The following is a 23,574-nucleotide window of genomic DNA, read 5'->3' as shown; positions in this document are numbered from 1 at the left end:
ATGGGATACTTACCAAGACTAAAGGAAGAATATAAAAGCAGAATAGTTGCTGCTTTGAAAGAAGAATTTGGTTACAAAAATGTAATGCAAGTTCCAAAATTGGAAAAAATTGTTATTAGCCGTGGTGTTGGTGCTGCTGTGTCTGACAAAAAATTAGTAGATTACGCTGTTGAAGAGTTAACTAAAATTACTGGTCAAAAAGCTGTAGCTACTATTTCTAAGAAAGACGTTGCTTCATTCAAACTAAGAAAAGGTATGCCAATTGGTGCTAAAGTAACTTTACGTGGAGAAAGAATGTATGAGTTTTTAGATAGACTTATTACTTCATCTTTACCACGTGTAAGAGATTTTGGTGGAATTAAATCTACTGGATTTGATGGAAGAGGTAATTATAACTTAGGTGTACTTGAGCAAATCATTTTCCCAGAAATTGATATTGATAAAGTAAACAAAATTTCAGGGATGGATATTACTTTTGTTACATCTGCTGAAACAGATAAAGAAGCAAAATCATTATTAACTGAATTAGGTTTACCTTTCAAAAAGAACTAAGTTATGGCTAAAGAATCAATGAAAGCCCGTGAGGTTAAAAGACAAGCTGTTGTAGATAAGTATGCTGAAAAAAGAAAAGCTTTGAAAAAAGCCGGAGATTATGAAGCATTACAAAAATTACCTAAAAACGCTTCGCCAATTCGTTTACACAATCGTTGTAAATTAACTGGTAGACCAAGAGGTTACATGCGTCAATTTGGTCTTTCACGTGTAACATTCCGTGAAATGGCTAATCAAGGGTTAATCCCAGGAGTTAAAAAAGCTTCTTGGTAATCTCGCAAAAAGTTATTACTTTTGCAAACCAAAAATAATTTTTAATTGATTAAAGGTTCAGGAAGCGAGTGCTTCCTGAAAACCATAATCGCAAATTTATACATATGTATACAGATCCAATTGCAGATTATCTTACAAGAGTAAGAAATGCAGCTAGAGTAAACCACAAAGTGGTTGAAATTCCTGCTTCTAACTTGAAAAAAGAAATCACAAAGATTTTATTCGATCAAGGATATATCTTAAGTTACAAGTTTGATGATTCTACTGTTCAAGGTACAATCAAAATCGCTTTGAAGTATGATAAAGATACTAAAGAGTCAGTAATTAAAGATATCCAAAGAATTAGTAAACCAGGTTTACGTAAGTACGCAAGTTCTACTAACATCCCAAGAATTTTAAATGGTTTAGGTATTGCTATCGTGTCAACTTCTAAAGGAGTTATGACAGGTAAAATGGCTAAGCAATTAAATGTAGGTGGTGAAGTAATTTGTTACGTATACTAATTTTAAAGACCATATAAGATGTCAAGAATAGGTAAAAATCCAATTGCAATTCCAGCAGGAGTAACTGTAGAAGTGAAAGACGCTGTAGTTACAGTAAAAGGAAAATTAGGCGAGCTTACTCAGGAATATTCTGATGTAACGATCAAAATTGAAGATAACAATGTTATCGTTGAGCGTGCAACAGATCATAAGAATGAGAGAGCGAAACACGGACTATATCGTTCATTAATCAATAACATGATTACTGGAGTAGCAGAAGGTTTCACAAAACAATTAGAATTAGTTGGAGTAGGATATAGAGCTTCAAACCAAGGGCAAAAATTAGATTTAGCTTTAGGTTTCTCACACAATATCGTACTAGAAGTAGTATCTGAAGTAAATGTTGAAACGATCTCGGAAAAAGGTAAAAACCCGATAGTGAAATTAACTTCATTTGACAAACAATTATTAGGACAGGTTGCTGCTAAAATCAGAGCTTTCCGTAAACCTGAGCCGTACAAAGGAAAAGGTGTTAAGTTTGTTGGTGAGGAAGTAAGAAGAAAAGCAGGTAAATCAGCTTAAAATATAAAGTTATGTCATTAACAAAATCTGAAAGAAGACAAAGAATACAGTTCAGAATCAGAAAGACTGTAAGCGGAACTGCTGCTCAACCTAGACTTTCTGTTTTTAGAAGTAATAAAGAAATCTATGCGCAAATCATAGATGACGTAAACGGTGTTACTATAGTTTCTGCTTCATCGAGAGATAAAGGAGTAGCTACAGGTACTAAAATCGAAACTGCAAGTGCAGTTGGTAAATTGATCGCTGAAAAAGCGCTTAAAGCTGGTGTTTCAACTATCACTTTTGATAGAGGTGGAAACTTATACCATGGACGTGTAAAATCGTTAGCTGAAGGAGCTAGAGAAGCGGGACTTAAATTCTAAGGTATGTATCAAAATTATAAAAACGTAGAATTAGTGAAACCAGCAGGTCTTGAATTAAAAGACCGTTTGGTAAGTGTTAATCGTGTTACTAAAGTTACTAAAGGTGGTAGAGCTTTTGGTTTTTCTGCTATTGTTGTAGTTGGAGATGAAAATGGAGTAGTAGGTCACGGTTTAGGAAAATCTAAAGATGTTTCTGAAGCAATTGCGAAAGCAGTAGAAGATGCTAAGAAAAATTTAGTAAAAATTCCTTTAAGTGGACAATCTGTTCCTCATGAGCAAAAAGGTAAATTTGGTGGTGCTAGAGTATTCTTAATGCCAGCTTCACACGGTACCGGAGTTATCGCTGGTGGTGCTGTACGTGCGGTATTAGAATCAGTTGGTGTACACGATGTATTATCTAAATCTCAAGGGTCATCAAATCCTCACAACGTAGTTAAAGCAACTTTCGATGCTTTATTACAAATGAGAAGTGCTCTTACTGTTGCAAAACAAAGAGGAGTATCTTTAGATAAAGTATTTAAAGGATAAATCAAGGAGATATGAAAATTTTAGTAAAACAAGTTAGAAGTAAAATCAACTGTCCACTAGACCAAAAAAGAACATTAATTGCTCTTGGTATTAGAAAAATGGGTCAAGTTGTTGAGCACGATGCAAGTCCTGCTGTCCTTGGAATGGTAAATAAAGTTAAACACTTAGTTTCTGTAGAAGAAACTAAATAACAATATACATGTTATGAATTTAAGTAACTTACAGCCAGCAGAAGGTTCTGTTCACAACCAAAACAAAAGAGTAGGTAGAGGTGAAGGTTCTGGTAAAGGTGGTACTTCGACAAGAGGTCACAAAGGAGCCAAATCACGTTCTGGTTATTCAAAGAAAATTGGTTTTGAAGGAGGTCAAATGCCTCTTCAACGAAGAGTACCAAAATTTGGTTTCAAAAACATCAATAGAGTAGAATATCAAGGTATAAATCTTGATACATTACAAGGTTTAGTAGAAAACGGTGTGATCACTGAAGCTGTAGATTTTACAGTATTTGTTGATACACGTTTAGCTACAAAAAATAGCTTAGTAAAGATTTTAGGAAGAGGTGAGCTAAAAGCAAAATTAAAAGTTAGTGCTCACAAATTTACTGCTACTGCAAAAGCTGCTATCGAAGCTGCTGGAGGAGAAGTGGTAATTCTTTAATCATCATCACTATGAAGAAATTTATAGAATCATTTGTCAATGTTTGGAAAATAGAAGAACTAAAAAATAAAATTTTAGTTACTCTTGGAATCTTACTTGTGTACCGTTTCGGTTCACAAGTAACATTACCAGGTATTGATTCAACTAAATTGCAAAGTTTATCTAATCAAACTGAAGGTGGTATTGGTTGGTTAATTAATGTGTTTACAGGTGGTGCTTTTTCGGAAGCTTCAATCTTCGCATTAGGAATCATGCCTTACATCTCTGCATCGATTGTAGTTCAGTTAATGGGAATTGCTATTCCTTATTTACAGAAATTACAAAAAGATGGTGAAAGTGGTAGAAAAACTATTAACCAAATTACACGTTGGTTAACTATTGCAATTACATTGGTTCAAGGGCCAGGTTATATTTTTAATTTAAAACAAACCTTACCTGCTGAAGCATTTGTAAATCCTGATTTCTTTACTTTCTTCCCTTTATTCGGGTCAGTATTAATCATCGTTTCGGGAACAATTTTCGCAATGTGGTTAGGAGAAAGAATTACAGAAAAAGGAATTGGTAACGGAATATCTTTATTGATTATGGTTGGAATTTTAGCTAGAATGCCAGAAGCATTCATGCAAGAATTCGCATCTGCTATGACAAAAGGTGGACCGATGAAAATCATTATCGAAGTAATTATTTGGTTATTAGTAATTATAGCTACAATATTATTAGTAATGGCTTTGAGAAAAGTTCAGGTTCAATACGCAAGAAGATCAGTTTCTGGTGATTTTGAATCGGATTCAATGGATGATAATAGACAATTTATCCCATTAAAGTTAAATTCTGCAGGTGTTATGCCAATTATTTTTGCGCAAGCAATTATGTTTATACCTGCTGCACTAGCTGGATTATCTAAGTCTGACACGGCTTTAAGCATTTCAAATATGTTTAAGGATCCATTCGGTTTAGTATATAATGTAGTTTTTGCTTTATTAATTGTAATTTTTACGTATTTTTACACCGCCATTACGGTACCAACAAATAAAATGGCAGACGACTTAAAGAGAAGTGGTGGTTTCATTCCAGGTATTAAGCCAGGAGCAGAAACAGGCGATTTCTTAGACAAGTTAATGTCTTTAATTACCTTCCCGGGTTCATTATTCTTAGCATTAATCGCAGTGTTCCCTGCAGTTATTCATGGTTTATTAGACGTTCAAGGGGCATGGGCATATTTTTATGGAGGTACTTCGTTAATCATTATGGTCGGAGTTGCAATCGATACGATTCAACAAATCAATTCATACTTGTTAAACAAACATTATGATGGTTTAATGAAAAGTGGTAAAAATAGAAAAGCTGTCGCTTAATTAATTATGGCAAAACAATCAGCAATAGAACAAGACGGAAGCATTGTAGAAGCATTATCTAATGCAATGTTTCGAGTTGAATTAGAAAACGGACATGTAGTAATTGCTCATATCTCAGGTAAAATGCGTATGCATTACATTAAGTTGTTACCAGGAGACAAGGTTAAACTTGAAATGAGTCCTTACGATTTGTCTAAAGCTAGAATTACTTATAGATATTAAATAAGCAATAGGCAATATGTAGTAAGCAATACGCTTAAAGCATAAAGCATATAGCATAAAGCAATTTACAATGAAAGTAAGAGCATCAGTTAAAAAAAGAAGCGCAGAATGTATTATCGTGCGTAGAAAAGGTAGATTATACGTTATTAACAAAAAGAATCCTAGATTTAAACAAAGACAAGGATAATTATGGCAAGAATAGCAGGGGTTGATATCCCAAAAAACAAAAGAGGAGTTATCGCTTTAACATACATTTTTGGTATGGGTAGAAGTAGAGCTATTGAGGTTTTAGAAAAAGCCAAAGTAAGCCAAGATAAAAAAGTACTTGATTGGAATGATGACGAGATCGGAGCAATTCGTGAAGCGGTTTCATCATTTAAAATCGAAGGTGAATTACGTTCTGAAATTACATTAAACATCAAACGTTTAATGGATATTGGATGTCAAAGAGGAATCCGTCATAGAGCTGGATTACCTTTAAGAGGTCAAAGAACGAAAAACAACTCGAGAACAAGAAAAGGTAAAAGAAAAACTGTTGCTAACAAGAAAAAAGCAACTAAATAGTAAATAATATGGCTAAGGCAACTGCAAAAAAACGTAAAGTTATCGTTGAGTCTTCTGGAGAAGCACATATTAGCGCTACTTTTAACAACATCATCATTTCGTTAACAAACAAAAAAGGTGAAGTTATTTCTTGGTCATCAGCTGGTAAGATGGGTTTCAGAGGTTCTAAAAAGAACACTCCGTACGCTGCCCAAATGGCTGCTGAAGATTGTGGAAAAGTAGCTCTTGAAGCTGGACTTAAAAAAGTAAAAGTTTACGTAAAAGGTCCAGGGAACGGTAGAGAATCTGCTATCAGATCTATCCATAACAGCGGAATTGAAGTAACTGAGATTATCGATGTTACTCCGATGCCACACAATGGATGTCGTCCTCCAAAAAGAAGAAGAGTATAACAATTAGTATAAAACAAAGGTAGGAATTTAGATTATCGAAGGAAAGACCTTAATTCATAATCCCTACCTTAAATTAAAATTTGTAAAATGGCAAGATATACTGGTCCAAAAACAAGAATCGCCCGTAAGTTTGGTGAAGCAATTTTCGGAGAAGATAAAGCATTCGAAAGAAGAAATTATCCTCCTGGTCAACATGGTTTGGCAAAAAGAAGAGGAAAAAAATCTGAATATGCTGTCCAGTTAATGGAAAAGCAAAAAGCTAAATATACTTATGGTATTTTAGAGCGTCAATTCAGAAATTTATTTGAAAAAGCATCTGCTGCTTCAGGTGTAACAGGTGAAATCTTGTTACAACTTTGTGAAGCTCGTTTAGACAACGTAGTTTACAGAATGGGAATTGCTCCTACTCGTAGAGGTGCGCGTCAAATCGTTTCTCACAGACACGTTACTGTAAATGGTGAATTGGTAAATGTACCATCTTACCACTTAAAACCAGGTGATGTAGTTGCAGTTCGTGAAAAATCTAAATCTCTTGAAGCTATTGAACGTTCTTTAGCAAACAATTCTTCTGTATATGAGTGGATTACTTTTAACAACGATACTAAACAAGGTACGTTTGTAACAGTTCCTCAAAGACTTCAAATACCAGAAAATATTAAAGAGCAACTAATCGTAGAGTTGTATAACAAATAATAATTGACATTAGTCGAAGATATGGCAATATTTAATTTTCAAAAGCCCGATAAAGTTATCATGATCGATTCTACCGATTTTGAAGGTAAATTCGAATTTAGACCTTTAGAACCTGGTTATGGATTAACAGTTGGTAACGCTTTAAGAAGAGTTCTACTTTCTGCATTAGAAGGTTTTGCTATTACATCTGTAAGAATCGAAGGGGTTGAACATGAATTTTCAACAATTTCTGGTGTAGTAGAAGATGTAACTGAAATTATCTTAAATCTTAAACAAGTGCGTTTTAAACGTCAAATTGAAGATATTGATAACGAATCAGTTTCAATCTCACTTTCTGGTAAAGATCAAATTACAGCTGGTGATTTCCAAAAATTTATTTCTGGTTTTCAAGTTTTAAACCCAGACTTAGTAATTTGTAACTTAGATAGCAAAACAACTATCAACATGGAACTTTCTATCGAAAAGGGTAGAGGATATGTTCCTGCTGAAGAAAATAAAAAACCAAATGCTCCTATTGGAACAATTTTTACAGACTCTATTTATACGCCTGTAAAAAATGTGAAGTATTCAATTGAAAACTTCCGTGTTGAACAAAAAACAGATTACGAAAAATTAGTTTTCGAAATTAAGACTGACGGTTCAATTAATCCAAAAGATGCATTGACAGAAGCTGCTAAAACGTTGATTCATCATTTTATGTTGTTTTCTGACGAAAGAATCACTCTTGAGGCTGATGAAATTGCTCAAACTGAGTCTTACGATGAGGAATCATTACACATGAGACAACTATTGAAAACTAAATTAGTTGATATGGACTTATCAGTAAGAGCTTTAAATTGCTTAAAAGCTGCTGAAGTTGATACACTTGGAGACTTAGTTTCTTTCAATAAAAACGACTTAATGAAGTTCCGTAACTTCGGTAAAAAATCATTAACTGAATTAGATGAGTTAGTGGCGAATAAAAACCTTACTTTCGGAATGGACTTAGCAAAATACAAGTTAGATAAAGAATAATTGCTTCATATTTTGCTCTCCATAGCGGATTGATGCAAGATGAAGTTTAAAATAAAAATGTCATGAGACACGGAAAAAAATTCAATCATTTAAGTAGACAAACAGGTCATAGAAAAGCAATGCTTGCTAACATGGCATGTTCACTTATTGAGCACAAACGTATCAATACAACTGTTGCTAAAGCTAAAGCTTTAAAACAATTTATTGAGCCGCTAGTAACAAAATCAAAAGAAGATACAACTCACAACAGACGTATTTGTTTTTCTTACTTAAGAAGTAAGTATGCTGTTACTGAATTGTTCAGAGAAGTAGCTGACAAAGTTGGAGATCGTCCAGGAGGTTATACTCGTATCATCAAGTTAGGAAACCGTTTAGGGGATAACGCTGATATGGCTATGATTGAATTAGTAGATTTCAACACAATTTATTCAACTGCTAAAAAAGAAGTTAAAAAAGCGTCTACTCGTAGAGGTAAGTCTAAAAAGGCTGATGAAACAACTGGAGAAGCTCCAGCTGCTGAGTCAACTGATACTACAGATGCTGCTGAATAATTATGAATCAATTGATTTAAATATAAAAAAGGATAAACAAATTTTTGTTTATCCTTTTTTTTTATAATTACTATAACGTAATTTTGCAAAATCAAAAATACAATTAATAAGAAGTCTTGTTTTACTTCTTATTTAAAAACTACAACAACTAATGAAATACAACGACAAACAACAAGCTATTCTTCTTCTAAAAGATGGAACTATTTTCCATGGGAAATCAATTGGAATTTCAGGAACAACTTTTGGTGAAATTGCCTTTAATACAGGAACAACTGGTTATCAAGAAATATTTACTGATCCGTCATATTACGGACAAATTATGGTGACTACCAATGCACATATTGGAAACTATGGTGTAAACACAAATGAAGTAGAATCAGATGGTGTGAAAATTTCTGGATTAGTATGTAAAAACTTCAGTATGAATTTTTCTCGTGAAGATGCTTCTGAAAGTTTATATGAGTATTTTGAAAGACAAAATCTAATAGTGATTTCTGATGTTGATACACGTGCATTAGTAAGTTATATTAGAGATAATGGAGCGATGAACGCGATTATTTCTACAGATGGTACTTCTGTTGAAGATTTGAAAATTAAATTGAACCAAGCTCCAGATATGGAAGGTCTTGATTTAGCTTCGGTAGTTTCAACTAAAGAACCTTATTTCTTCGGAAATGAAAATGCAACATATAAAATCGCTGCTTTAGATTTAGGTATAAAAACGAATATCTTAAGAAACTTAGCAAAACGCGATTGCTACATCAAAGTATATCCTTTCAATGCCACTTTCGAAGATATGAAAGCTTTCAATCCTGATGGGTATTTCTTATCAAACGGACCTGGTGACCCAGATCCATTATTTTCTGCTCAAGAAGTAGCAAGAAATATTTTAGCAGAAAATAAACCTTTATTTGGAATTTGTTTAGGACACCAAGTAATTGCTTTAGCAAACGGAATTTCTACATACAAAATGTTCAACGGACACAGAGGAATCAATCACCCTGTTAAAAATTTAGTAACTGGTAAAGGTGAAATTACTTCTCAAAACCATGGATTTGCTGTAAATAAAGAACAATTAGAAAGTCATCCAGATTTCGAATTAACCCACGTACATTTAAATGATGGAACAGTTGCAGGAATGAGAATGAAATCTAAAAATTGTTTTTCAGTGCAATATCACCCAGAAGCAAGTCCAGGACCACACGATTCTAGCTATTTATTTGATGAATTTATTGAAAATATAAAAACTTCAAAAAACTAGAACATTACAGTTTATAAGTTTTAAGCTAAATCAGACATTAAAAATAAATATATTTAACTTTGTTAAAAAAGATAATAGAGATAATTAAAAATATAAAATATGAGCATAATAATTAAAGTTCACGCAAGACAAATATTAGATTCAAGAGGAAATCCAACAGTTGAAGTTGATGTAATTACAGAAAACGGCATTTTAGGTAGAGCAGCAGTTCCATCTGGAGCTTCAACTGGAGAACATGAAGCTGTTGAATTACGTGATGGTGGAAAAGCCTTCATGGGTAAAGGTGTTTTAAAAGCGGTTGAAAATGTAAATTCTACTATTGCTTCAGAATTAGTTGGAATGTCTGTTTTCGAGCAAAATGCTATCGATAAAATGATGATTGAGTTAGATGGCACGCCAAATAAATCTAACTTAGGAGCTAATGCAATTTTAGGGGTTTCTTTAGCTGTTGCGAAAGCGGCTGCTAACGAATTAGGAATGCCTTTATATCGTTATGTTGGTGGAGTTTCTGCGAATACATTACCAGTTCCAATGATGAATATTATCAATGGAGGTTCACATTCAGATGCGCCAATTGCGTTTCAAGAATTTATGATTATGCCTGTAAAAGCCACTTCTTTTACTCATGCAATGCAAATGGGAACTGAAATTTTCCATAACTTGAAAAAAGTATTACACGATCGTAATTTATCTACTGCTGTAGGTGATGAAGGTGGTTTTGCACCAAACTTAGCTGGTGGAACTGAAGATGCGTTAGATTCTATAAAATTGGCTGTTACGAATGCAGGTTACACTTTTGGTGATGATATCATGATTGCTTTAGATTGTGCTGCTTCGGAATTTTATGTAGACGGAAAATACGATTATTCTAAATTTGAAGGTGCTGGTGGAAAAATCAGAACTTCAGAAGAACAAGCAGATTATTTAGCTGAATTAACAGCAAAATACCCAATTATTTCTATCGAAGACGGAATGTACGAAGACGATTGGAAAGGTTGGAAATACTTAACTGAGAAAATCGGAAACAAAGTACAATTAGTGGGTGACGATTTATTCGTAACAAACGTAGATAGATTATCTCGTGGAATTAACGAAGGAATTGCAAACTCAATCTTAATTAAAGTAAACCAAATCGGAACTTTATCTGAAACGATTGCAGCGGTAAATATGGCACATAATGCAGGTTATACTTCAGTAATGTCTCACCGTTCTGGAGAAACAGAAGATAATACTATTGCTGATTTAGCTGTCGCATTAAACTGCGGACAAATTAAAACTGGTTCAGCTTCTCGTTCAGATCGTATGGCAAAATACAATCAATTATTACGTATTGAAGAAGAATTAAACGAAGTAGCTTACTTTCCAGGTGCAAATGCCTTTAAAGTGAAGTAAAACATATTTGTTATTCCGGACTTGTTTCAGAATGTTATAAATTTATAATGCACCTGATAGGTTTTAATACTTATCAGGTGTTTTTTTTGTCTTTCTTAATTATTTATAAGAATTTTCAACTTAAATTTACGCTTCATAAAAAAACGATATCATGTTTCAAATAATTTGGGGTGCTTTTAATATTATTCTATTATTTTATTTTTTCTATGTCTGTGTTAGAGCATTCAAGTTGATTAAAGATAATGTTAGTTATTTTGCATCTGGAATTTTTGTTTTAGGAATTTTATCTATTTTGAATTATAATAGGAAGAATGTTGATGGCTTTGTAAATGTTAAAGAGAAAGTTTTAAAACAGGCATATGACGTTAGTCATTTTACTATTGAAGAGACATTTGCAAATTCATTCGATTTAAAAATTCGCAGTGAATTTAATTCTAAAGAAAATAGATTTTCAATTACTGATTCTGAAGTTCACAGATTTGGTTTTGAAAGTGGTACAAGATGGGAAACTATTTCTATTGAAACTAATCTATCGGAAGATAATTCTAAGCTAAACTATAATGTAAACGGAGTTGTTGTTTGGCATCTTTTAGGTATAGAATTTTATAAACAAACTAAAGCTTTAAATGGCGAAGTTGATTTTTCTAAAAAAATAAAATAATTGCAAAATTTCTTATTTCTTCAAATTCTAATTGTAACCCGCCGAATACTCATTTAGTAAATATTTTCTTAAAGGATATCTTATATTTGTTTCACAATAAATTTAAGATGAGAAAAACTACTATCATTTACCTTTTACTTTTTACTTCAGTTACTTTATTTGCTCAAAATAAAACAATTGATAGTTTGTTACTTGAGCTTAAGAAAACAAATAATGATATTGATAAAGTAACGACTTTAAATTTATTATCTGATAATTATAAAGTTAGTGATGCTAAAAAAATGTTTTTTTATGGAAATGAAGCATTAGTACTAGCCAAAAAAATAAATTTCAAAGTTGCAGAAGGAAATGCACTTTTAAATATTGGAAATTCAAAAATTATTGAAGGCGATTATAAACTTGCTTTAGATCATTTTCAAAAGGCACAAGAACTTTTTGAAAAAGAAATTCCAACTCCAAATACCCAAAAAGATATCGATTTAGGTTTGGCCAAAGCGTATGGAAGTATCGGAATCGTTTTATCTGAACAAAGTAATTATTCTAAAGCTTTACATTATTACTTAAAATCGGTTAAGATTTACGAGAAACTTAAAGATTATTTACGTTGCTCAAAATTATATAATAACATTGGTGTGATTTATAAATCGGAAAAATCTGATTTTAAAGCATTGGAGTTTTTTAGTAAAGCAGAAAAAATTCAATTGTCGTTAAAAGACGAGAATATTGCCATTACTCAAACCAATATCGCTAATATTTATTTAAATCAAAACAATACCGACAAAGCGCAATCGTATTATAACTTAGCGAAAACAAGTTTAGAAAAATATCCAAATCCTCGCGCTTTAGGTGAATGGTATAACAATAAAGGACTTTTCTTTAAAAAGCAGAAAAAGAATACTGAAGCAATCCAAAGTTGGGAAAAAGCACTTGAAGCGTTTAGTGAAATTGATGATAAATTCGGAAAGTCTGATACTTATTTCTATTTGGGAGAATTGTATTACGATGCGAATAACTTCGATCAAGCCTTATTAAATATCAATAAATCATTGCAATTAGGAACAGAATTAAATGTTTTGGAGTTAGTAATGAAATGTCAAAAAATGTTAAGTGATATTTATAGTAAAAAAGGAAATACCTCTTTAGCATTTAATTATCTGCAAAAATATACTTCAACTAAAGACAGTTTAATTAATGAAGAAAATATTAGAAAGTCGGTTGAACTATCAATGAACTACGAATTTGATAAAAAAGAATTAGTTCAAAAAGAAGAAAACGAAAAAAAGGAATTAATATTAAAAGAAGAAACTAAAAATTTCAAATTAAAAGCTGGTTTTATAGTTTTGATTTTACTGTTGCTTTTCGGAATCGTTTTTCTAATCTACAATAGAAATCAACTAAAGAAAACATTAACGCTGCAAAAAGAATTAGCCGAATACGAACAAAAAGCCTTGCACTTACAAATGAATCCGCATTTTGTATTCAATTGTTTGGGTTCGATTTCTAGCTTTATTGTTCAAAACGGAACCGATTCTGCCATAAAATACTTGGCGAAATTTTCAAAGTTAATGCGATTAACATTAGAATATTCGAAAGAATCACTAATTCCAATCGATAAAGAAATAGAAAGTTTGCAAAATTATCTAGAATTAGAACAATTGCGTTTTAATGATAAATTTATTTTCTCCATAGTTAAAAGTAAAGACATTGAAGACGATGTGGTTTTGCCGCCGCTTTTATTGCAGCCTTTTGTTGAAAATGCCATTATTCACGGTGTTATTCCTAAAAAAGATAAAGGGAAAATTTCTATTTCTTTCTCCATTCAAAACGAATCGCTTTTATGCACCATTCAAGATAATGGAATTGGAATTAATCAATCTAAAATAAATAAAGAAAATTCAGTTTTGGCACATAAATCAATGGCAATTGATATTATAAAGAAACGTTTAGAAAGAATTGCGTCGTCAACCGCTAAACGTGCATCTATAAAAATTGAAGAAGTTAATGAAAATAATGAGGTTTCAGGAACAAAAGTAATTTTGCAATTGCCATTACAATATATAAATAGTATTTAAAATGATTACAGCTGTATTAATTGACGATGATGAAAATTTAAGAATTGGTATGAAAGCCTTGCTTGAAAGATTTGCGCCAAATATTAAAATTATGGGCGAAGCGGATAGCGTAGAATCGGGCTATGAAATTCTTAATGCACTAATGCCACAAGTTGTTTTTTTAGATATTCAGTTAAATGATGGTACTGGTTTTGATATTCTAGAAAAACTAAAACAAAAGAATGGAGAAATTAAAACCAATATTGTTTTTATAACGGCTCACGAACAATACGCTATTAAAGCATTCCGATTTAGTGCATTAGATTTTTTACTAAAACCTGTTGATCCAGATGATTTACAAAAAGTAATAGCGAAGATTAATGCCGAGATTGAAAAGAATAATAGTTTTTCGCATATCGATTTACTACTTGAAAACATTAGAAAAAAAGTAGATAATTTTAAACGAATTGCTTTGTCTAATTCTGATGGAATACATCTGTTTGAAGTTAACGATATTATAAGATGTGAAAGTGAAGATAATTATACTAAGTTTTTTATTAAAAATGCGAAACCCGTATTAATATCAAAAACCTTAAAAGAATATGAAGAATTATTGTCAGAACATGGTTTTGAACGCATTCACCAATCGCATTTAATTAATTTAAATTATTTGAAATCTTATATCAAAAAAGATGGCGGTTATGTTATAATGCAAGACGATTCGCATTTACCCATTTCGCAAAGAAAAAAAGAACGATTACAAAATATACTAACCAAACAACTAAACAACTAAAAAAAATACAATTATGAAAAAAATTATCTATTTACTACTACTGTTTTCTTTGTTTGCCAATGCGCAATTGACAATAAATCAGCCTACAGATTTGAGTTCTTGTAATAGTGGAAATCTTGGCGTTTTTGATTTAACATCGAAAAATTCTGAAATTCTTGGAAGTTTAGATCCGGCACAATATTCGGTTTCTTATTACGAAGATTATGATGATTGTTTAAATGCAGTCAATTCAATTCAAAACCCGACTAACTATGTGAAGGGTACTCCAGGTTATGTTCAAGTTAGAGTTTTTGAAAATCAAAATCTCCAAAATTTTGGATTTACATATTTGTATTTGATTCCAACACTTACTTCTAGTAATTTTATTTTTAAAGATTTAACGGTTTATGAAACTCCTAATGATAACGTAGCGGTATTCAATTTAACGAGTTCTTTTCAGGCAAATGGTTTAAATATAACGTTTTCTTATTTTCTAACGGAATCTGATGCAAATAATAATGTAAATCCAATTTTAAACCCAACGGCTTATACGAATACAAGTAATCCTCAATATATATATGCAAGACCAGATGTTGTATATTATAATTGTGCTTCGGTAGAAAGGTTTAAACTTTATGTTGAAACAGATGGAATAATAAATTTTACAGATCAAAACTTGAAGGCTAAACTACTAGCTGCAAATGAGAGCAATTCAATGGCCTCTAATGTAAATCCAAATAGTACTGCAACTTGGAATATATATACAAAAATAGATACAAATTTAGATGGTGAAATACAGTTTTCAGAAGCAAATGAAATTGTTCATTTAAATATAAGTGGTTTTAGTTCGTCTTCAAATGGTGGTATTCAGAGCTTACAAGGATTAGAATATTTTAAGAATTTAGTTTTGTTGAATTGTAAGTATAATCAATTAAATTCTATTAGTATTGGGGTTTTTGAAAAGTTAGAAAATTTTTATTGTTCCTACAATAATATGACATCTTTAAATTTGTCTAATGCATCTTCTCTAAAAATACTTGATTGTAGTTATAATATGTTGACAAATTTGAATACTAATGATTGTGCTAAGTTGGAAAGTGTTCAAGCGAGAAATAATCAATTGAGTTCAGTGAATTTTAACAATAACAATAATATAGAATTTCTTTATTTGGTGTATAATAATTTAACTAATTTTCAAATTAGCAATAAAAACTTTTTTAGAACATTAGAAATTGGTTTTAATCAATTAACGAATCTTCAATTAATTAATTTGCCGTTATTATATAGAATAAAGGCTCAAAATAATAACTTAACAAATGTAGATTTATCGAGTGTTGCCTTTCAAACGGAACCAAATAATTTACCGAATGATAATGAATTAGATATTGCTTTAAATAACAATTTGAATTTGAATGTAGTGAATTTAAAAAACGGATTTTATAATTCTAATATAAGCTTTTTTTCAGCGAATATGAATAACACACCACAGTTCATTTGTGTGGAAGATAATGATGTTTTTAGTGATTTTACTGCAACTCCAAATTCAGTACTAAACTCTTATTGTTCTTTCAATCCAGGTGGAAACTACAATACTATAGAAGGTTCAATAACTTATGATGGAAATGGAAATGGTTGTGAAGTTACAGATTTACCACAGCCTAATATTAAAATTGATATTACTAACGGTATAAATCAAGGTTCAACTTTTACGAACAATTCAGGAAATTATAAGTTTTATACGGATGCTGGTAGTTTTGCAATAACTCCTAATATGGAAAATACAAATTGGTTTTCTATTTCTCCAGCTTCAGCAAATATTGCATTTGGAACAAGTAATAATACAGTAACAACTCAAGATTTTTGTATTTCACCTGTTGGAACTCATCCAGATTTAGAAATTGTAGTATTTCCAGTAGTGCCAGCTCGTCCAGGTTTTGATGCAGTTTACAAAATTGTATATAAAAATAAAGGAAATCAAACGCTATCTCAAGCTTATGGAGTTAATTTCTTCTATAACGAAAATGTAATGGATTATGTGTCAGCTTCTGTGGTACCAACAAGTATCAATTCGGGTGGTTTGTCTTGGAGTTACACAAATTTATTACCATTTGAAAACAGAAGTATTCTGGTAACATTTAGTATTAATACGCCAACAGATACGCCTCCTGTTAATATTGGTGATGGCTTACAGTTTACAACTTCAATTTTGCCAATGGCAGGTGATGAATCAACTTCTGATAATACCTTTTTATTAAATCAAACAGTTGTTGGAGCTTTCGATCCAAATGATATTTCTTGTTTAGAAGGAAATGTAGTGTCGCCTTCACTAATTGGTGAGTATTTACATTATGCTATAAATTTCGAGAATACAGGAAATTATGAAGCTGAAAATATTGTTGTTAGAGTTGATGTTAACGCTGCTGATTTCGATGTAAATTCATTACGATTATTAAATACATCACACAATTCATATGTAAAAGTAACGGGTAATGTAGTAGAAATTATTTTTGAAAACATTGCGCTTTCAAGTGGTGGACATGGAAATATTTTATTGAAAGTAAAATCTAAAAATAATCTTGTAACGGGAGATTTAGTAGTGAAAAATGCTAAAATATATTTCGATTATAATGCGCCAATTCAAACCAATTTAGAATCTACGGTTTTCCAATCGTTAGCTAGTGGTGATTTTGTTTTGGATAATTCTATCGCTCTTTTTCCAAATCCTACAAAAGATAAAATTAATGTTTCTGCAACTTCAAATATCAAAAATATTCATGTTTACGATGTGCAAGGAAGATTGTTGGAAACGGGGTTCTATAATGATGTTAACGCTACTGTTGACTTGTCAAGGTATAATCACGGAGTTTATTTGTTGAAAATAATCACTGATAAAGGAGCTAATTTCCAAAAAGTGATTAGAGAATAATTTTTACTTGGTTTATTTTTAAAACACCTTTGCTGATTCATTTTGGTAAGGGTGTTTTTGTTTTAAATGAGGATAATAGATTTTATATATACCTATTGTGCAATTTATCTATATATTAATTTTAAAATTCAAGAATTAATTATTAAATTCGCAACAAACATAATTATACTTACAAAAAACATATATATTATCATGTCGAAAAATGCAATTATAGAAATTGATGGCAATAAATTCGAACTTCCTGTTATGGTTGGAAGCGAAAATGAAACAGCTATTGATATTAGTAAATTAAGAGATTTAACAGGAGCAATAACTTACGATCCAGGATATAAAAACTCTGGAGTTTGTAAAAGTGACATCACTTTCCTAGATGGAGAAGAAGGAATTTTAAGATATCGTGGTTATTCAATTGAAGATTTAGCTGATAAAGCAGATTTTTTAGAAGTTTCTTACTTAGTTATCTTTGGTGAATTACCTACAAAAGAACAATTAGCAGATTTCGAAAAAAATATTCGTAAATATACTTTAGTTAACGAAGAAATGAAAAACATCATTGATGGTTTTCCAAAAACGGCTCACCCAATGGGCGTTTTGTCAGCGTTAACAAGTGCACTTACAGCATTTAATCCAAAAGTTTTAAATGTTGAAAATGAAAAAGAAATGTATGAAGGTATCTGTAAAACAATGGGTAAATTCCTTGTTTTAGCAACTTGGACGTACAGAAAAAGCATGGGTTATCCTTTGAATTATTATGATAACACAATTGGTTATGTAGAAAACTTTATGCAATTAATGTTTAAATTGCCTACAGGACCTTATGCTACAAATCCAGTAGTTGTAGCTGCATTAGATAAATTATTCATCTTACACGCAGATCACGAACAAAACTGTTCTACATCTACAGTTCGTATGGTGGGTTCTTCTCATGCTGGTTTATTTGCTTCAATCTCTGCAGGAGTTTCTGCACTTTGGGGGCCATTACACGGTGGTGCAAATCAAGCAGTATTGGAAATGTTAGAAGCTATCCAAAAAGATGGTGGAGATGCAGACAAATATTTAGCAAAAGCAAAAGATAAAAATGATGAATTCCGTTTAATGGGATTCGGACATAGAGTATACAAAAATTTCGATCCAAGAGCGAAAATCATCAAAAAAGCAGCTGATGAAGTTTTAGCTGAATTAGGGGTGAACGATCCAATCTTAGCTATCGCAAAAAGATTAGAAGAAGCCGCTTTAGTTGATCCTTATTTCGTAGAAAGAAAATTATATCCAAACGTAGATTTCTATTCTGGTATTATTTACCGCGCATTAGGAATTCCTACTGATATGTTTACCGTATTATTCGCAATTGGTCGTCTTCCAGGTTGGATTGCACAATGGAAAGAAATGCGTGTGAACAAAGAACCAATCGGTCGTCCAAGACAAGTTTATACAGGTCATCCTTTAAGAGACTTCGTAAAATTTGAAGACAGAAAATAATTAAACTAATCCCGATTTATCGGGATTTTTTTTGTTTTTTAAACAAAAACCTAATTGACTTATAGCTTTATAAATTGAAGATTATAGTCATTTTTGTAAAATCTCTTAAATAATTCACAAAAAATTACTTCGCGACATCCCGTTCTTGTGGCTTATTCGAAAATAAATACGTTTTTACTTGACAACGCCTATCTCACAATCGTATATTTGCAATCGATTTAAGCATGGCTTTGTCTTCATGCTTAATTCATTAATCTTAATATATTTATATGAAATCGCCGTTAACTGAAAGTTTGTTTCAAACAAACTCCTTTAAAAAAAAGCGATACCATATGACAATTAAAAAACAATAAAAATCTACATATGAAATTATCTCACTTCCAGTTTAACTTGCCAGAAGAATTATTAGCAGAATTTCCTTCAGAAAACAGAGACGAATCTCGTTTGATGGTTGTACATAGAAAAACGGGTGAAATAGAACATAAAATGTTTAAAGATATTATCGATTATTTCGATGATGGAGATGTAATGGTGTTAAATAACACGAAAGTTTTTCCAGCACGTTTATACGGTAATAAAGAAAAAACAGGAGCAAGAATTGAAGTTTTCTTATTAAGAGAATTAAATGCTGAGCAACGTTTATGGGATGTTTTAGTAGATCCAGCTCGTAAAATCAGAATTGGAAATAAATTATACTTTGGTGATGACGATTCATTAGTTGCTGAAGTTATTGATAATACAACTTCTCGTGGTAGAACTTTACGTTTTTTATATGACGGTTCTTACGAAGAATTTAGAGAAAAATTAATCGAATTAGGAGAAACTCCAATCCCTAAATTCATCAACCGTGAAGTAACTCCAGAAGATGCTGAGCGTTACCAAACTATTTATGCAAAAGAAGAAGGTGCTGTTGCAGCTCCAACTGCTGGTTTACACTTCTCTAAACATTTAATGAAACGTTTAGAAATTAAAGGAATCAACTTTGCAGAAGTAACATTACATGTTGGTTTAGGAACTTTTAATCCAGTTGAAGTTGAAGATTTATCTAAGCATAAAATGGATTCTGAAGAAATGGTAGTAACACAAGAAGCATGTGATATCATCAACGGAGCAAGAGCTAAGAAAAGAAAAGTATGTTGTATTGGTACTACTTCAATGCGTGCCATGGAAAGTACAGTTTCTTCAATGAGAACTTTAAATCCATATACAGGTTGGACAAATAAATTCATTTATCCACCATACGATTTTAGTTTAGCTGATGCGATGGTTTCAAATTTCCACACACCAAAATCGACTTTATTAATGATGGTTTCAGCATTTTGTGGTCACGATTTAATGAAAAAAGCATATGATATTGCTATTAAAGAAAAATATAATTTCTACTCTTACGGAGATGCGATGTTAATTCTATAATCTGTCTCGTTTTTTAACGAGATCAGATTTAACAATAATAACTAAACCTAACATTTTGTTGGGTTTTTTTATGTCTTAATTTTTTTCTACTTTTACGCTACTAAATTAACAACAATGAACTTTTTAAATACTAAAGAATTCGCTCAAAGCTTAGATGCTCAAGATGAATTAAAAAATTATAAAAACGAATTCTATTTTCCGCAACATAATAATAAAGATGTAATTTATTTTACAGGAAACTCTTTAGGATTACAGCCAAAAATTACCAAAAAATATGTAGATGAAGTAATGGATGACTGGGCTAATATGGCAGTTGAAGGTCATTTTTATTCTGAAAAACCTTGGTGGGATTACCACGAAAGATTTTGTAATCCATTATCTAAATTAGTTGGAGCAAAAGCTTCTGAAGTGGGTGTGATGAACACGCTTACGGTAAATTTACACTTATTGTTAGTTTCTTTCTATCAACCTAAAGGGAAAAGAATCAAAATTTTATGTGAAGAAAAAGCATTTCCATCTGATCAATATATGTTGCAAAGTCAAGTGAAATTTCACGGTTTTGCTCCAGAAGATGCTATTGTTGAAATCAAAAGAAGAGATGGTGAATTAACAACCAGACAAGAAGATATTTTAGCGAAAATTGAAGAATTAGGTGACGAGTTAGCACTTGTTTTTATTGGTGGTGTAAATTATTATACGGGTCAAGTTTTTGATATGAAAACGATTACGGCAGCCGGACATAAAGCTGGTGCGATTGTGGGTTGGGATCTAGCTCATGCTGCTGGAAATATCGAATTAAATTTACACGATTGGCAAGTAGATTTTGCCGCTTGGTGTAGTTATAAATACATGAACTCAGGACCAGGAAATGCTTCAGGATATTTTGTTCACGAAAAACATCATACAAATAAAGATTTAAATCGTTTTGCAGGTTGGTACGGACATAATAAAGAACGTCGTTTCTTAATGGAACCCAATTTTGATGCAGTTGAAGGAGCAAACGGTTGGCAAGTAAGTAATTTACCTATTTTAACTTTAGCGCCCTATTTAGCAACAGTGGAAATGTTTGCTGAAGTAGGAATGGATAAATTAATTGCAAAAAGAAATGTAATTACTTCTTATTTAGAATTCGTGCTTCACGAAATTGATAAAGAAATTGATGGCACCGAATTTGAAGTAATCACACCATCAAATCAAGAAGAAAGAGGATGTCAGCTTTCTGTTTATTTACATGGGCAAGGTAAAGAATTGTTTACATATCTGATGCAAAACGGTGTAATTACAGATTGGCGTGAACCAAATGTGATTCGTTTAGCTCCAGTTCCATTTTATACTTCTTTCGAAGATATTTATAATTTTGGACAAATTTTGAAGCAAGGAATTTTATCAAAATAAAACAAAATAAAACAAAAAAAAACCAGACAAATTATTATTAGTTGTCTGGTTTTTAATTTTATGCCAAAACTAAAGTTGGAATTTCTATTTCATTCAATTGCAGTTGATATTGCTCAATTTGTTTTTGAATTTGAGTTTTCTCATTTTTAAAGAAATCGATGTTCGAAAATAAATCTTGATAGTAATTAATTCCTTCTAATAAATTGTTTTTAAACGAATTCCATTTTTTAATTTGTCCTGCGGAAATTTCAGTACTATAATCAGAAATTTCATTTTTCAAATAATCTACATACATTTTTAATTCTTTCACAAATACATTTGGTCGATTTGTATCTGTCATTATATTTGTATTTCCATAAATATGCTTCACCATATTGTTTAATGAAATTTCTTTGTCGAAATACGCTAAATTCGGCCCAGGACAAATTACAATTCCTTGTTGCTGCCCTTTTATCTTGATGTTGTTTTCTAAATAAGCCGCATTTACCAAACCAACACAAAGGCAGGCTTTATCAGTAATTTTAGCTTTTGATTTTTCAAATTCTGTTTCTAAAATTTCATTTTTAATAACTTCTAATTCTTGCAATTTAATATCTTGATATTTTTTTGAAGCCATACACAAGCCTTTATCGTCATGTTCTTTGCTCAAAGCCAATAATCGTTTCGGACAAGAACTTCCAGCGTTGTTTTCGTCAATTCTTTTTTGTTTCCAAAATTCGTTTGAAGTTCCTCTAACAGAATTAAACGGTACACCAAGTGGAGAAATATTACTTAAATAAAAATCATTTTCTTTTGCATTTGCTAATAAAGCTCGGGTTTCATTATCCACTGAAGTTGCTTCAGGAACTAATAAAAAAGGAGAACCCCAGCCAATTGCATCTAAGTTGTATTGTTGAAGTAAAAATTCATGCTCTTCAGATGTTCCAACTCCGCCTTGGGCGGTAATTTTTAATTCCATTGGTTTTTCAGGAGTAAACATTTCTTTTTGTTTTAAAGCTTTAACCAATAATTCATGTGCGGATTGAATTAATTGTTCCTTCTTCTCTTTAAATTCTTGTAAAATCGGACCTAAAAGAAAACCGTCGGTTGCAAAGGCATGTCCGCCACAATTTAAACCAGATTCTATTCTGTATTCCGAAACCCAAAGTCCTTTTTTTGCTAAAAAATTTCCTTGAATCATTGCAGAACGAAAATCGCTTACTTTTAAAATAATTTTCTTTTTCAAGTGAGAATTAAAATCAGGGAAAAAGTCTTTGAAATTTTCAAAATAACTATACAATCTAGGATTCATTCCTGCTGAAAGCACAACTGATGAACTTAAATTGCTTTTGGCAAAACCACGAAGTGCTGCATGTGCATCATTAAATTCGACAGGTAATTGTTCCTTTTTATTAAAATTGTCCTTGTCAACTTTAGTCATAATATTGACATCAATTTCACCAGAAGAAAGATGGTGTTCTAAATAGTTTTTAATAGTTTCTTTTAATGTAATGCCTTCTTCAATAAAACTTTGTAATCCTTTTTTAAGATCAGATTTGTTAGGTAGTATTCCAATATAGTTTTCTAAAGAGGTTTTACTCTCGGCTAATTCGTTTTTAAAGTTTTCGAATTTTTCTTTCACAATAGTGTCCATCAAATTCAAATAGTGAGTAATTCTTTCGGCTCTATAATCGTGAAATTTTTGTGTAATTTCTTGATACGGAATACTGAATTTTTCGCTGTAAAATGCGCGCATTTTTTCAATAACTTCATCATCGGTAATAGAAACTACTGAAGAAATTCCGTAATGCGCCACTCGTATCGGACTATCAATAGTGTATGCTAATCCCATAACAGGGATGTGAAAAGTATGAGTGTTCTGAGTTGTCATTTAATTCAAAATTTAATTCACAAATTTGAATATTTTAAAAATCATATTATATGATTTTTATCATACAATATAAATTCGTGATGACAATAATTTTAAACAATTTTTGAAGCAAGGAATATTAAATAAT

General features: G+C 31.5%; 26 protein-coding genes. 25 read left to right on the top strand and 1 reads right to left on the bottom strand.

The features are described 5' to 3' along the window. The 25 genes from rplE (at window position 1) to kynU (ending at window position 21,577) form a co-directional block, all read left to right on the top strand. Entirely contained in the window at window positions 1-552 is a 552-nt protein-coding gene (rplE, locus tag BMX42_RS11610) for a 50S ribosomal protein L5 (protein ID WP_091314324.1), read from the top strand. Between the two features lie 3 nt (window positions 553-555). Then, complete coding sequence (gene rpsN / locus BMX42_RS11605) at window positions 556-825, top strand: 30S ribosomal protein S14 (protein ID WP_091314321.1); 270 nt, start codon at window positions 556-558, stop codon at window positions 823-825. A gap of 104 nt (window positions 826-929) precedes the next feature. Next, window positions 930-1,328 carry a 30S ribosomal protein S8 gene (rpsH, locus tag BMX42_RS11600; RefSeq protein ID WP_091314318.1) on the top strand — a complete coding sequence of 133 codons (399 nt, stop codon included), beginning with the start codon at window positions 930-932 and terminating at the stop codon, window positions 1,326-1,328. Window positions 1,329-1,346: 18 nt separating this feature from the next. Further along, window positions 1,347-1,889: a 50S ribosomal protein L6 gene (rplF, locus tag BMX42_RS11595; protein WP_091314314.1), complete on the top strand. Its 543-nt coding sequence runs from the start codon at window positions 1,347-1,349 to the stop codon at window positions 1,887-1,889. Between the two features lie 11 nt (window positions 1,890-1,900). Then, the gene (rplR, locus tag BMX42_RS11590) at window positions 1,901-2,251 is read left to right on the top strand and encodes a 50S ribosomal protein L18 (protein WP_091314311.1); all 351 of its coding nucleotides are present in this window, start codon (window positions 1,901-1,903) and stop codon (window positions 2,249-2,251) included. A 3-nt stretch (window positions 2,252-2,254) separates the two neighbouring features. Beyond that, window positions 2,255-2,779, top strand: coding sequence for a 30S ribosomal protein S5 (gene rpsE, locus BMX42_RS11585; protein WP_091314308.1), 525 nt, complete (start codon window positions 2,255-2,257; stop codon window positions 2,777-2,779). A gap of 11 nt (window positions 2,780-2,790) precedes the next feature. Continuing rightward, complete coding sequence (gene rpmD, locus BMX42_RS11580; protein WP_091314305.1) at window positions 2,791-2,970, top strand: 50S ribosomal protein L30; 180 nt, start codon at window positions 2,791-2,793, stop codon at window positions 2,968-2,970. Between the two features lie 13 nt (window positions 2,971-2,983). Next, window positions 2,984-3,436: a 50S ribosomal protein L15 gene (gene rplO, locus BMX42_RS11575; protein WP_091314302.1), complete on the top strand. Its 453-nt coding sequence runs from the start codon at window positions 2,984-2,986 to the stop codon at window positions 3,434-3,436. An 11-nt stretch (window positions 3,437-3,447) separates the two neighbouring features. After that, complete coding sequence (secY, locus tag BMX42_RS11570) at window positions 3,448-4,791, top strand: preprotein translocase subunit SecY (RefSeq protein ID WP_091314298.1); 1,344 nt, start codon at window positions 3,448-3,450, stop codon at window positions 4,789-4,791. Between the two features lie 6 nt (window positions 4,792-4,797). Beyond that, the gene (gene infA / locus BMX42_RS11565) at window positions 4,798-5,013 is read left to right on the top strand and encodes a translation initiation factor IF-1 (protein WP_091314296.1); all 216 of its coding nucleotides are present in this window, start codon (window positions 4,798-4,800) and stop codon (window positions 5,011-5,013) included. A gap of 70 nt (window positions 5,014-5,083) precedes the next feature. Further along, window positions 5,084-5,200 (top strand): type B 50S ribosomal protein L36, encoded by a 117-nt coding sequence (gene ykgO, locus BMX42_RS11560; RefSeq protein ID WP_002987490.1) that lies wholly within the window; start codon window positions 5,084-5,086, stop codon window positions 5,198-5,200. A 2-nt stretch (window positions 5,201-5,202) separates the two neighbouring features. Then, window positions 5,203-5,577, top strand: coding sequence for a 30S ribosomal protein S13 (gene rpsM / locus BMX42_RS11555; RefSeq protein ID WP_091314289.1), 375 nt, complete (start codon window positions 5,203-5,205; stop codon window positions 5,575-5,577). An 8-nt stretch (window positions 5,578-5,585) separates the two neighbouring features. Next, entirely contained in the window at window positions 5,586-5,969 is a 384-nt protein-coding gene (gene rpsK / locus BMX42_RS11550; RefSeq protein WP_091314282.1) for a 30S ribosomal protein S11, read from the top strand. A gap of 87 nt (window positions 5,970-6,056) precedes the next feature. Further along, window positions 6,057-6,662: a 30S ribosomal protein S4 gene (rpsD, locus tag BMX42_RS11545; RefSeq protein WP_091314278.1), complete on the top strand. Its 606-nt coding sequence runs from the start codon at window positions 6,057-6,059 to the stop codon at window positions 6,660-6,662. Between the two features lie 21 nt (window positions 6,663-6,683). Continuing rightward, window positions 6,684-7,676 (top strand): DNA-directed RNA polymerase subunit alpha, encoded by a 993-nt coding sequence (locus BMX42_RS11540; protein ID WP_091314275.1) that lies wholly within the window; start codon window positions 6,684-6,686, stop codon window positions 7,674-7,676. A gap of 62 nt (window positions 7,677-7,738) precedes the next feature. Next, complete coding sequence (gene rplQ / locus BMX42_RS11535) at window positions 7,739-8,227, top strand: 50S ribosomal protein L17 (RefSeq protein WP_091314271.1); 489 nt, start codon at window positions 7,739-7,741, stop codon at window positions 8,225-8,227. A 151-nt stretch (window positions 8,228-8,378) separates the two neighbouring features. Then, window positions 8,379-9,488 (top strand): glutamine-hydrolyzing carbamoyl-phosphate synthase small subunit, encoded by a 1,110-nt coding sequence (gene carA / locus BMX42_RS11530; RefSeq protein WP_091314268.1) that lies wholly within the window; start codon window positions 8,379-8,381, stop codon window positions 9,486-9,488. 99 nt (window positions 9,489-9,587) lie between these two features. Beyond that, a complete protein-coding gene (eno, locus tag BMX42_RS11525) occupies window positions 9,588-10,880 on the top strand; it encodes a phosphopyruvate hydratase (RefSeq protein ID WP_091314265.1) in 1,293 nt (430 codons plus the stop codon). Window positions 10,881-11,031: 151 nt separating this feature from the next. After that, window positions 11,032-11,541, top strand: coding sequence for a hypothetical protein (locus BMX42_RS11520; RefSeq protein WP_091314261.1), 510 nt, complete (start codon window positions 11,032-11,034; stop codon window positions 11,539-11,541). Window positions 11,542-11,648: 107 nt separating this feature from the next. Then, window positions 11,649-13,613 (top strand): tetratricopeptide repeat-containing sensor histidine kinase, encoded by a 1,965-nt coding sequence (locus BMX42_RS11515; protein ID WP_091314258.1) that lies wholly within the window; start codon window positions 11,649-11,651, stop codon window positions 13,611-13,613. Between the two features lies 1 nt (window position 13,614). Then, window positions 13,615-14,385: a LytR/AlgR family response regulator transcription factor gene (locus BMX42_RS11510; protein ID WP_091314254.1), complete on the top strand. Its 771-nt coding sequence runs from the start codon at window positions 13,615-13,617 to the stop codon at window positions 14,383-14,385. Between the two features lie 13 nt (window positions 14,386-14,398). Beyond that, window positions 14,399-17,290 (top strand): DUF7619 domain-containing protein, encoded by a 2,892-nt coding sequence (locus BMX42_RS11505; RefSeq protein WP_091314250.1) that lies wholly within the window; start codon window positions 14,399-14,401, stop codon window positions 17,288-17,290. A 192-nt stretch (window positions 17,291-17,482) separates the two neighbouring features. Beyond that, a complete protein-coding gene (locus tag BMX42_RS11500) occupies window positions 17,483-18,769 on the top strand; it encodes a citrate synthase (RefSeq protein WP_091314246.1) in 1,287 nt (428 codons plus the stop codon). A 363-nt stretch (window positions 18,770-19,132) separates the two neighbouring features. Continuing rightward, window positions 19,133-20,182 (top strand): tRNA preQ1(34) S-adenosylmethionine ribosyltransferase-isomerase QueA, encoded by a 1,050-nt coding sequence (gene queA / locus BMX42_RS11495; protein ID WP_091314242.1) that lies wholly within the window; start codon window positions 19,133-19,135, stop codon window positions 20,180-20,182. Window positions 20,183-20,296: 114 nt separating this feature from the next. Next, window positions 20,297-21,577 carry a kynureninase gene (kynU, locus tag BMX42_RS11490; RefSeq protein ID WP_091314239.1) on the top strand — a complete coding sequence of 427 codons (1,281 nt, stop codon included), beginning with the start codon at window positions 20,297-20,299 and terminating at the stop codon, window positions 21,575-21,577. A 58-nt stretch (window positions 21,578-21,635) separates the two neighbouring features. Here kynU and BMX42_RS11485 read toward each other — a convergent pair whose 3' ends face one another. Continuing rightward, the gene (locus tag BMX42_RS11485; RefSeq protein ID WP_091314235.1) at window positions 21,636-23,447 is read right to left on the bottom strand and encodes a hypothetical protein; all 1,812 of its coding nucleotides are present in this window, start codon (window positions 23,445-23,447) and stop codon (window positions 21,636-21,638) included. Window positions 23,448-23,574 lie beyond the last annotated feature (127 nt).

Origin of the sequence: Flavobacterium terrigena, assembly GCF_900108955.1 — a bacterium.
In the GTDB taxonomy this organism is placed as follows: Bacteria; Bacteroidota; Bacteroidia; order Flavobacteriales; family Flavobacteriaceae; genus Flavobacterium; species Flavobacterium terrigena.
Note: the sequence above shows the minus strand (reverse complement) of the source record. Positions and strands in the feature narration are given on the sequence as shown.